Annotated in this window: 9 protein-coding genes; 8 read left to right on the forward strand and 1 reads right to left on the reverse strand. The window is 44.3% G+C overall.

Features of this window, described 5'->3' with window-relative positions; genetic code table 11:
• The first annotated feature begins 101 nt into the window (after positions 1 to 101).
• Positions 102 to 2,363, forward strand: a complete 2,262-nt coding sequence (locus QD47_RS23595) for a helix-turn-helix domain-containing protein (protein ID WP_044648419.1) — start codon at positions 102 to 104, stop codon at positions 2,361 to 2,363.
• A gap of 30 nt (positions 2,364 to 2,393) precedes the next feature.
• Here QD47_RS23595 and QD47_RS23600 read toward each other — a convergent pair whose 3' ends face one another.
• Entirely contained in the window at positions 2,394 to 3,278 is an 885-nt protein-coding gene (locus QD47_RS23600) for a carbohydrate ABC transporter permease (protein ID WP_044648420.1), read from the reverse strand.
• A 268-nt stretch (positions 3,279 to 3,546) separates the two neighbouring features.
• Between QD47_RS23600 and QD47_RS23605 the strand changes: the two genes are divergently transcribed.
• From QD47_RS23605 to QD47_RS23635, 7 genes are all read left to right on the forward strand, one after another.
• Positions 3,547 to 4,518 carry an ABC transporter permease gene (locus tag QD47_RS23605; protein ID WP_044648421.1) on the forward strand — a complete coding sequence of 324 codons (972 nt, stop codon included), beginning with the start codon at positions 3,547 to 3,549 and terminating at the stop codon, positions 4,516 to 4,518.
• Between the two features lie 21 nt (positions 4,519 to 4,539).
• Entirely contained in the window at positions 4,540 to 5,163 is a 624-nt protein-coding gene (locus QD47_RS23610) for a YesL family protein (protein WP_044648422.1), read from the forward strand.
• A 28-nt stretch (positions 5,164 to 5,191) separates the two neighbouring features.
• Complete coding sequence (locus QD47_RS23615) at positions 5,192 to 6,712, forward strand: extracellular solute-binding protein (RefSeq protein ID WP_044648423.1); 1,521 nt, start codon at positions 5,192 to 5,194, stop codon at positions 6,710 to 6,712.
• A gap of 179 nt (positions 6,713 to 6,891) precedes the next feature.
• Entirely contained in the window at positions 6,892 to 8,253 is a 1,362-nt protein-coding gene (locus QD47_RS23620) for a glycoside hydrolase family 28 protein (protein WP_044648424.1), read from the forward strand.
• Positions 8,254 to 8,302: 49 nt separating this feature from the next.
• A complete protein-coding gene (locus QD47_RS23625; RefSeq protein ID WP_044648425.1) occupies positions 8,303 to 9,187 on the forward strand; it encodes a dienelactone hydrolase family protein in 885 nt (294 codons plus the stop codon).
• Between the two features lie 25 nt (positions 9,188 to 9,212).
• Positions 9,213 to 10,217 (forward strand): pectinesterase family protein, encoded by a 1,005-nt coding sequence (locus QD47_RS23630; protein WP_044648426.1) that lies wholly within the window; start codon positions 9,213 to 9,215, stop codon positions 10,215 to 10,217.
• Positions 10,183 to 11,760: a glycoside hydrolase family 43 protein gene (locus QD47_RS23635; RefSeq protein ID WP_044648427.1), complete on the forward strand. Its 1,578-nt coding sequence runs from the start codon at positions 10,183 to 10,185 to the stop codon at positions 11,758 to 11,760. Before QD47_RS23630 ends, QD47_RS23635 begins: the two co-directional genes overlap by 35 nt.
• The last annotated feature ends 149 nt before the right edge of the window (positions 11,761 to 11,909 follow it).

Genomic DNA, 11,909 nt, shown 5'->3' on the forward strand with positions numbered 1-11,909 from the left:
TTTGTTTTTTAAATAAATGCACACGTGAAAAAAATGATTTAAACCTTGTTATGAAAGCGCTATAATTTTGGTATGATGCAAAGAACCAAAGGGGGAGCGCAATGAAAAAAGGCAGGATGTTCTACACCATTTTTATTACGATTCTGGTTTTGGGAATAGGGTTGGTGGCCAGCTTCGGCAGCTACATCTATTTTACAACAATTAGCTCAGTCATGGAAAGGGTTTCCAACAGTAAACAAAGCTACATGACACAGATCAAAAACAGTCTGGAGCAGAAAATCCAAACGATTGAATATGCTTTTAATACGTATAGTACGACCAGTTCATTTGATGAAGTCGTAAAACATCCCATTACAGAAAAAGATTTTGTAGCGTATCGGAATGTGAATTCGCAACTCAATTATATTGCTACGATGGGATTAGAAGGAACGGAATACTCACTGATTAGCCTGGATCAGAACTGGAAAATATCCAATGGAAGCCTGTCCTATTTGACTAAAACAGAACGGGAGAAGCTATTTAAAACCTATATCGACCATCAGGATAAGGGGCTATTCTGGATTAAAACAGACAAGGGAATCCGCTTTGTTAATACCTTGCCTGTATTCTCCAAAAAGAAGCAAGCCATTGCGCTGTCGGATATTTCGTTGCAAACGTTAAATCGTGCAATTCAAGCAGAGGATCACATGGCCGTTTTTATTCTGAATAAACAAGGCGATTTAATGTACGAAACCGAGCCCGTTGAACAATTATTGACCACCCAGCAGCTTCAGCACATTTCAGAGGCTACGGCTACACCCGACAATTCAGGCATGTTGACACTGGAAAAAACGAAGCATCAGCCTGCTCAGCAGGTCATTTATGCCAAGTCTGCTTATAACAACTGGACGTATTTAACGATATTAGATAAAAAGGAGATCTCGAATGCATTCCAAACGACCAAATTCGGGATCATCACGATGGTACTTGTACTCACACTCTTGATTGTGGTGGTGGCGTATATCATAGCCGTCTATTTTACAAAGCCATTCCAGCAAATTAAACGCAGCCTGCCTAAAAATCCTAATTTTTCGTTCAAAAATGAGCCTTCCAAAAATGAAATTGACTGGATTATTGATTCCATTGACAGCATTGTAACGGAAAAGGAAAGCCTGGAAAGCCTCATTCAGTCCGAAATGCCACAGCTTGAAACCCAATTGATCCTTAACCTGTTTCGCAGGCGTATTTCAACAGAGGAATTGGCACGAAAAATGCCACGTTTGGGCTATCCGCAACTGGAGAATCAAATGTATATTACCCTGTTGATTCAACTGGATAATCTGGGAGATCGGGAGCCCTCGGATAAGGACGTTTTACTGCTGGCTATTAACAAAATCGTAGAAGAAACCATTCCAGAGCAGCAGCGAATGCTTCCCATCATTTTGAACGATGACATCCAGGCGACCATTTTAATGTTTACAGGAAAGAATGAACAGGAAATAAACAAGCAAGTGCTGGATGATGCCACCCTTTTGATTCGAACCGTAAAAGAGTATTTGAATGTATCCATCAGTATCGGCATTAGTAAATCGTATGACAATTTGATAGAAAGCAAGGAAGCCTGTGAGATGAGTAAGCAAGCCTTGCACCACCGTTTAAATTTAGGCAAAGAATCCATTATATTTTATGAAGACATTTCCACAGTCATTTCAGGCCCGGTGCTGCTTCATTATCCGACGGAAATGGAATCGCAGCTGTTTGACGCCATTAGAATAGGAGATGAAGAGCAAGTACGACTTTCCGTACATTCCTTATTGACTGAAATAATGACAAAGAACAATCATTCCATGAACTTTGAGGTGCTGTTGGTGCGGTTTGTGAATAACCTCATTCAATTGGAGCAGCTGCTAGGGATCGAAGTGCTGCTGACGCAGAACAATCATGCGTTGTACCATCGTCTGCTGGACATTCGTAATCCGGAAGAGATCGAGCGTATGCTGGTGGAGCAAGTCATTTCCCCTATGGTAAAAAGTATGAAGGAGAAGACGAACCAGCAATTCCGCTGTCTCTCCGAGAAAATTGCCGCCATTATCCGGGCTGAATATGACCAGGAATTGTCACTGGAGCTTATTGGGGACCGTCTTCATTACAATCCCAATTATTTAAGCAGTATTTTCAAAAAAGAATACGGTACGACGTTCAGCGAATATCTGATGGGCTACCGGTTGCAAATGGGCAAAAAGTGGCTCATTGAGACGGATATGACGATTAAAGAAATCGCCGAGCGATTGCAATATCATAATCCGCAGAACTTTATCCGCTCGTTTCGGAAGAAGGAGCAGGTCACGCCCGGAGCATACCGTAAGATGAAGCAAGCGAATTAAAATGAACTTCACTAGCAATCGAGGGGCAGTTTATCCTTTTACCGCCCCTAGTAATGCTCCTTTGACAAAGTGTTTTTGCACAAATGGATACACGATTAGCATAGGAACGGTTGCCACCACAATGACCGCCATCTTAATCGTCTGCGCAGGTGGGATGACATCCACAGAAGTTCCTTCTGCCTGCATACCACTGGAAACGATTACAATTTGGCGAAGCAAGACCTGAATAGGCCATTTGGCGGAATCATTAATATAGAGAATGGCATGCATATACGTATTCCAGTAGGCTACCGCGTAGAAAAGTGAAATGGTTGCAATAGAGGGCATCGCTAACGGCAGCATAATTTTAAAGAAGATGCCAAAATCGTTGCACCCGTCCATCTTGGCCGATTCCTCTAGATCATCCGGCAACGCCTGAAAAAAGTTACGCATAATAATCAGGTTAAACGCATTAATGGCCACGGGAAGAATAAGGGACCAATACGAATTGATAAGCCCCATGCTTTTTACAACCAGGAAAGTTGGAATCATACCCCCGCTAAACAACATGGAAAATACTACAATGAAGTTAATCGTATTTCGGCCAAGCAGATATCTTCGGGATAATCCGTACGCCATAAAAGCAGTAAAGATCATACTCACCACGGTACCGACGACAGTCACTCCGATCGAAACCCCTAGTCCTCTGAAAATCGTTGGGGTCGACAGGATATACCGATATGCATCCAGGGAAAAAGTGACAGGGAACAAAATGAATTTTTTAGCTACCACTTCTTGGGTTGAAGCAAAAGAGCTGGCAATGATATTCAGAAAAGGCAAGAGACAAGTGAGGGCAATGAGAATTAATAAAGTACTGTTTACGATGGTAAAAATACGACTGCCCAGCGATTCTTTTTTTAGTGATTTTTGCGCCAAGTGATTGACCTCCTCGTAATCGTTTACATGTAAACTGTACCAAGAGGGTGGAATTCCGTATATAATCAAATCTTGAGGTGTTCTCCTAAGCATGGAAAAAAGAGGGTAATCATTAGGTTGTGTAGTAATCATTAGGTAAGGTGAAAAGCCGGAAAATAGGCGGTATATAAGGTTTTGTAAACGCTATCATTTGATGATTATATGCGTAATGCCAAAAATAACGTACTCTTGAAAACGTATACATAAACGTTTGAAGGAGGTCGAGCTAATGAAAGTTTCAAGTGTCCCGTCACCGAACATGAAACCGAATATGAAAATGAAAAAGAACAACAGAACGACGGAAAATCTTTTACGTATGCAAAAACATAAGTTGCTGTACCTAATGGTTTTACCCGGGCTAGTGTACTTCATTATTTTTAAATATTTCCCTATGGGCGGCTTGGTCATTGCGTTTCAGGATTATCAAGCCTTTCTGGGAATCACGGGCAGCCCGTGGGTAGGAATGAAGCATTTCATTCGTTTATTTACCGAGCCTACGTTTTTCATGCTATTACGTAACACCCTGGTTTTGTTTGCGCTCAACATTGTGATTTTCTTTCCATTACCGATCATTTTGGCATTGATGCTGAATGAGGTCAGGAAGCGTGTGTTTAAAAATATCATCCAAACGATTATCTACATCCCGCACTTTATGTCATGGGTCATCATTGTTTCGATTTCTTATGTATTTTTAACCGTAGACGGCGGGGTGCTAAATGAAATGATTGCTGCGCTAGGCGGTGAGAAGATCAGCTTCTTAACTTCCCCGGAATGGTTGCGTACCGTTTATATGGGGCAAGTGATCTGGAAGGAACTTGGCTGGTCTACCATCATTTATCTGTCGGCGATTACGGTCGTGGATACGCAACTGTATGAGGCAGCAGAAATGGACGGTGCCGGACGTCTCCGAAAAACATGGCATGTTACCTTGCCTGCAATTCGCCCAGTCATTATTACGTTGTTAATTTTGAAAATTGGCAGCACGCTGGATTTGGGCTTTGAGCATATGTATCTGCTATTGAACTCACTAAACCGCGAGGTTGCTGAAATCTTTGATACCTACATTTATACAGCGGGCTTAAAGAATGGACAATTGAGTTTTAGTACGACGGTAGGACTTTTTAAAGGCGTGGTGGGATTAATTCTGATCATGGGCTCCAATCGACTGGCCAAGAAATTTGGTGAAGACGGCGTTTACTAATGACGACGGGAAGGATGCGGAATGGTACGGTTTGTAGAAAACATGAACAAATGGTGCATGCGCCTGCTCCGGCTGGTTTACCTTAATTTGCTGTGGACGGTTGCGACGATCCTGGGCCTGGGATTTATAGGCGTGGGACCTGCAACTGTCGCTATGCTCAGTATTTTAAGGCAATGGATTCGGGGGAATGAGGAAGTCGCCATTTTCTCCACGTTTGTACGTTACTTTAGAGAAAGCTTTAAAGAAGCGGCGATCATTGGAGCGATTTACAGCCTCGTGGGCTACGTGCTCTACGTGGATATCGTCAATGTCTCGTCCTGGTATGTTCGCGTAGTGTTGCTTATTGGAGCCTTTTTGTATCTCATCTCCTTGGCGTACATTTTCCCGTTACTGGCTCATTATGATTGGAAAGGGATTAAGCTGAAAATCAGGATGTCTGTGGTGATTGGGTTTTCGTATTTACAATATACACTTGTTCTTTTTGTTGCGATTGTCGCGCTTTTTACATTGATTCTAGGCTTGTACCCAGGAATTCTGACTTTTGCCGGAGCCAGTATCATCGGTTATCTCGTGATGTGGATGACGCATCAGGTGTTTAGCAAAATAGAGCGAGAGGTTCTGGTGAAAGAGGAAGATATGGCATGAATATACGATCAGAAAAGGAGCAAACACAATGAAAAAAGGAATCACGATGAAAAAGGGAGTATCGGGCCTTCTTGCCGTACTTATGGTCATGAGTGTTTTTTTAGCTGCTTGCGGTGACAAGGGGGCAGAGGATCAAGGCAGCCAAACCTATGATCCGAATTCAAAGCTGGAATTAACCTGGTTAAATGTATTGCATACAGCCTCTCCACCTACAGACACGATTAAGAACAAAATTGAAAAATACACCAATTCCAAGATTACGTTCAACTGGGTTCCTGATGCGTCCAAAGAAGAGAGAATCACTACAGCGCTGGCGTCCGGTGAATTGGCGGATATCGTGACTCTTACGATGATGACAAATTCTTCAGTTCGAAGTTCATTGAAATCAGGTCTATTCTGGGATGTAGGGAGCTATTTGGACGATTATGACAATTTAAAAAAGATACCTCCCGAAGTTAGAAATGCAGCTTCCATCGAGGGAGTTCTGTATGGAGTTCCATTCCAGAAAAATTTGGCACGAGCAGGCTTGGTTATCCGCAAGGATTGGCTGGATCGTTTAGGACTTAAAGTACCTACGACCCTGGATGAACTTTACGAAGTTGCGAGAGCGTTTACAGAAGATGACCCGGACGGTAATGGCAAAAAGGATACGACAGGCTTTGGCGACAGATCTGATCTGCGCTACAGCAGCTTTAAAACCTTAAGCTCTTATTTTGGCACACCTAATGGCTGGAAAGTAGATGAGAATGGCAAGTTTACGCCGGAATTTGATACACCTCAATATTTGGAGACGTTAAAGTATTCCAATAAATTATATAAGAACGGGTATGTATCGAAGGATTTCGCCGTAACCGCTAAAACCGATCAGCAGCAGCAATTTGCTCAAGGGAAAACCGGGATTTATACGGGAATGGTGGATATCACCAACTTGAGAAATCTGTCACAAGGCTTGCAAAAGGGTCTTGAGCTGGTGCCTGTAAACAAAATCTCCAATGGAGACGGTAAATATCACATTTGGTCCGAGGGCAGCGGAGTTGGCGGTTTGCTGGCATTTCCTAAATCCGAGGTGAAGACGGAAGCTCAATTGAAAAGATTGCTTCAATTTGTCAATGATTTGATTGATGAAGAAGTATTTATGGACATGACAGGTGGTATCAAGGGAACTCATTATGACATTGATAATGAAGGAGCTTTCAGAATTATTAACACCGATTTGTGGCAAGCAGATGTACAGCCATTTGCAAGTTCCAGACCGAGCGAAGTGACGTATACGTTAAAAGATGCCAACCCTGAAAAGGAACTATCCAATCAATTAATCAAGGAAAATAACGAATTTGCCGTTTTGGACCCAACCGTTCCTCTGGATTCTGTAACTGCCAATGAAAAAGGAACTGAACTCGAAAAAATTATTACCGATGCTACGTTCAAATTTATTATGGGTGAGACCGATGAAGCCGGATTTAAAGCTGCGGTAGAAAACTGGAAAAAATCCGGTGGCTCACAGATTATTACGGAATACGAGGAAGCGTATAAGAAATCGAAAAAATAAGGATATAGATATAGGTTGAACATCAGTGTACATGAAGTGCCACTACGCAGGCGGATGGTGCTTACCATCGCTGACGCTTGTTCAGCACCATTCCGCCTACTCTGTTTTCCAGTGTATTTTTAAGTTCAGCCTATAAATCATTTTCGTATTCACAAAAAATGAAGACAGGAGAGAACGAGATGCAAGTGTATAACATTGTAGATTATGGAGCACCTCAGGATGGTACGACGTTGGCAACAGGGGCGATTGCGGCTGCGATTGAAGCGGCTAGCAATGCCGGGGGAGGAACGGTTTTTATTCCCTCGGGTACGTATCTGACAGGGGCTATCTTTTTAAAAAGTAACATTGAGCTGCATTTAAGCCCCGGTGCAATTCTTTCCTTCAGTACGGATTTGGTTGATTATCCTGTAGTAGAATCCAGATGGGAAGGCGTTCAGCGAGAAGTACATGCGTCGTGTATTTATGGGCAGAACCTAGAGAATATTTCAGTTACAGGCAGCGGAACGCTGGACGGAAATGGTCAACCGTGGTGGGAAAAGCATCGGAATCATCCCGAGGAACTACAGTACCCGAGACCCAAATTAATCAGCTTTGACCGTTGTCAGCGGGTCACCATTAAAGATATCATGTTGAAAAATTCCCCCAGTTGGACTGTAAATCCTATCGCTTGTTATAACGTTACGATTGACAATGTGTCCATTCTTAACCCGGCGGATTCCCCCAATACGGATGGCATTAATCCCGAATCCTGTTCCAATGTTCGTATTAGTAACTGCAATATTGATGTGGGCGATGATTGTATTGCGATCAAAGCAGGAACCGAAGATACACAGGAGAGGATTCCTTGTGAAAATATAACGATTACCAACTGTACGATGGTGCATGGACATGGCGCTGTCGTACTGGGAAGCGAGATGAGTGGAGATATCCGTAATGTCACGATCAGCAATTGTGTGTTCAAGCAAACGGATCGGGGCATCCGCCTGAAATCAAGACGGGGACGTGGCGGAATCATCGAGGATATTCGCGTTAGCAATATTGTGATGGAAGATGTGATTTGTCCATTTATTCTGAATCTCTATTATTTCTGCGGACCTCGGGGCAAAGACAAATATGTCTGGGACAAAAATCCCTATCCAATTACCGATGAAACGCCTTGCTTTAGACGGATTCATTTTTCCGATATCACGGCACGTCAGGTTCATGCGGCAGCGGGGTTCTTATACGGACTTGCAGAACAATATATTGCTGAAATTACATTTTCCAATATTGATATTTCCATGGCGAAGAATGCAATTCCCGGCCGTCCTGCCATGATGACAGGGATCGAAGATATGAACAACCGTGGTTTTTATTTAGGCAATGTGAGAGATATCCGTTTTCAACAGGTGACCATTGAGAATCATGAAGGTCCTGCTTTTTATATTGAAAACGGGGAAGGCGTTGAAGTCAACCGTTGTCATTCGAAAAATACAAACCAGCCTGAAAAGCTGATTGAACAAGTGACGATACAATCTTCTGAACAAAATATTTTTAATTGAGGATTTTGCAAAAATCCTGATTTAGGAGGGGCATGGAAGGAGGGAAAACGTGGATAAGCTGCAAGCATTATTGGGAGATCTTCCGGCAGATCGACCCGTTACAGCCACCCTGCTAAAGCAAGAGGAGCAAGAGGGATACCAACTGGAATCTCTTCTGCTGGACATCAACGGAATCGAGCCTGTGCCAGCTTATATAGCCACACCATTACATGGAAACGGTCCGTTTCCATTGGTCAATTTCAACCATTCGCATGGAGGCAATTATACGAATGGACGCAAGGAATTTATCCATAGCAGCTCTTACTTGCAGCAGCCCTCGTTTGCTAAAACCCTGACAGACATGGGCTATTGCGCTTGTTGTATTGACATGTGGGGCTTTAATGAACGTGGGGGCAAAACCGAAAGTGAGCTGGTAAAGGAAATGCTCTGGCAGGGCCAAGTGCTGTGGGGCATGATGCTGTACGATAACCGTCGTCTGTTGGATTATATGTGTGAGCGTGAGGACATTGATGCTTCTCGTATTGCAACGATTGGCATGTCGATGGGGGGCCTGATGGCGTGGTGGCTGGCAGCGTTAGATGAGCGGATACAGGTCACGATTGATATTTGCGGACAGGTAGATGCCCATACGCTGATCGCCAAAAGGGGACTGGATCACCATGGCTTCTATTCCTATGTCCCCGGCTTGCTTAAGCATTTTACCACGCTGGATATTCAAAAGCGGATTGTTCCCCGTCCACGAATGAGCATAACAGGTCAAAATGACCGAATGTGTCCTATTGAAGGAGTCGAGCATCTGGCGAAAGGACTGCTGGAAGCTTACCAGGAAGCAGGTCACCCTGAACATTGGCAGCCTGTGATCGCAGGTGGCGGGCATATGGAGACCTTGGAAATGCGAACGGCGTGGCAGTCATTTTTAGCAGAACATCTGTAATTCCAATGAAAGGATTGGGGCAACCATGCTGGTAGGGAAAGAATCCTTTTGTGATTTTCATACGATTCAGGAGGCGATTGCTGTATTGGAGCAGTCGCCTTCTAACGAAATGGAAACGCTGTATATTTTATCGGGTACCTACGAGGAGGAGGTGCGGATCTACCGTTCGTATCTTCATATCATAGGCATCGGACAGGTAGACATTCGAATGCATCGGTATGCCAGGGAGTTGGATGAGGCAGGTGAGGAAATAGGAACCTTTGCGACTCCCACTTTATTTTTAGGCGGCAGTCATTTGATCCTGGAAAATCTTATCATTTCCAACACGGCTGGACAGGGAGAAGCCATTGGGCAGGCTGTTGCGGTGTATGCTCATTGTGATGAAACGGTTTTTAGAAACTGTACCTTTCGCGGGCATCAGGATACGTTATTTACAGGCCCCCTGCCTCCGGCACCGAAAGAACGGCTGAAGTTTGGTGGCATCCATTTGAAAGAGCATCATGCGCACTATCGCCAGCTCTATCAGCATTGCTATATCGAGGGCACGGTCGATTTCATTTTTGGCGGGGCGACAGCTTATTTTGAACATTGCGAAATTCGCAGTTTGCGCCATCATGAGAACCAAACGAGCTACGTTACAGCCGCCTCCACTCCCCACGGACAAGCGTATGGCTATGTATTCAATCATTGCTACTTAACCGCAGAGCCTGATATTACTCCGGTATTTTTGGGGCGTCCGTGGCGTGAGTATGCCAAGACCGTATTTGTGGATTGTAAAATGGGCGAACATATTGATCCACGGGGCTGGGACAATTGGGACGATGCTGCAAATGAGAAAACGGTTTGCTATCAGGAGTATGGTGTATCCGATGTTGCCTCATTGCGTAGGGAGCGTGTTCCGTGGGCGGGTTGTTTTGAAGCAGGAGCAGAAGCGTGGAGCAAGGAGCAGGTTTTTGGTGGAGTCACTTTTTGGAAGCAAGGAGGAATCATTTCTCATGATGATCCAAAATCCCATATTAAAAGGCTTTAATCCCGATCCGTGTATTGTACGAGTCGAGGATACTTACTATATTGTCGTGTCATCGTTTGAGTGGCTGCCGGGAGTACGGGTGTATCAGTCCAATGATTTGGCCCATTGGGAGCACTGTACAGATATTTTGACCGATCAGGTTGATTTAAAAGGGAATCCGAAAAATTGCAGCATTTGGGCGCCGCAGCTGAGCTACGCGGATAACCTTTTTTATCTGCTCTATACGGATGTGAAGAGCACCAGACGTCCGTTTAAGGATGTTCATAATTTTGTGATGACGGCGCCTGCGATCCATGGCCCGTGGTCAGACCCGGTTTATCTCAACAGTAGTGGATTCGATCCGTCTTTATTTCACGACGAGGACGGACGTAAATGGCTATTGAATGCATTGTGGGATTACCGCATGGTGGACAGCAATAAATCTTCAGGTATTGTTATGCAGGAATACGATAGCAGGCAGCAACGACTTATTGGTGAGCCTGTGAAAATTTTTGATTGCACGCCTTTGAAAAAGACAGAGGCCCCTCATATCTACAAGCAAAACGGATATTACTACCTTATTACAGCGGAAGGTGGAACGGGTACGGGACATGCGGTAACCGTAGCCCGTTCGAAGCAGCTATCCGGGCCTTATGAAGTAGACCCGCATAACCCGATGCTTACGTCACGCGATCGTCCTGAATTCCCTTTACAATGTGCAGGACATGGTAGTCTTGTACAGACGCCAGATGGCGATTGGTATATGGCTCATTTATGTACTCGTCCATTGGAAGGGAAGTATGCCATTTTAGGGCGAGAAACAGCCTTGCAGCACGTGTACTGGAATGATGAAGGCTGGCTGCGATTAACCGGCGGGGGCCATACGCCGCAATTAGAAGTGCCTGCACCGATCGGAACCACTTTCTCGGCAGGGCAGAAGCACAGCTTTGTATTCGAAGACTTTTTCGAGGGGCCCGTTTTAAATAAAACGTGGAACACATTGCGTATACTGGCGGATGACCGTTGGTGCTCACTGAGCCAGCGTCCGGGTTATCTTCGAATTCAGGCTGGAGAATCCATTCAAAGTCTGTTTCAGCATCATGTGCTTGCCATCCGGCAAACCGATCATCATTTTCGGGTAGAAACGGCGTTGGAATATCAACCTGTCAGCTATTTGCAAATGGCGGGGCTCCTGCTGTATCTAAATGATGAAAATTATCTATATGCCTATGTCAGCTATGAAGAGGGACAAGGGAAAGTACTGCGCATGATGCGATGTGAAGCAGATATATTCACATTAGTTCCCCATGCGATTACACTTCAGGAGGATCTTCCTATACATTTGGCCGTAGAAGTCCATGCAACCCAAGGACGATTTTATTACCATCTCGGGAATGAACCCACCTGGACTCCACTTTTTGAAAAGCAAAACATCAGCTTTTTATCAGGTGGATTTACAGGGAATTTTGTAGGGATTGCCGCACACGACATGCAACAATTTCAAGGCAGCTACGCCGATTTTAGTCACTTTCTGTATCATGGGCAAGACCATCTATCCTCTTAAAACAAAAATATAACAATTGTGTTGTCTATCCAACATTTTGTCTTTTTGATGATTGCAGCAGGCGGGCCGCCGCTATAACATATAAGTGCAACACATGTTGTTTAAGCAACCGCAGTCATCCGATGGAATTGAAGGAGCAGGATTTGCTG

Source organism: Paenibacillus terrae (assembly GCF_000943545.1).
GTDB classification, from domain to species: domain Bacteria; phylum Bacillota; class Bacilli; order Paenibacillales; family Paenibacillaceae; genus Paenibacillus; species Paenibacillus terrae_A.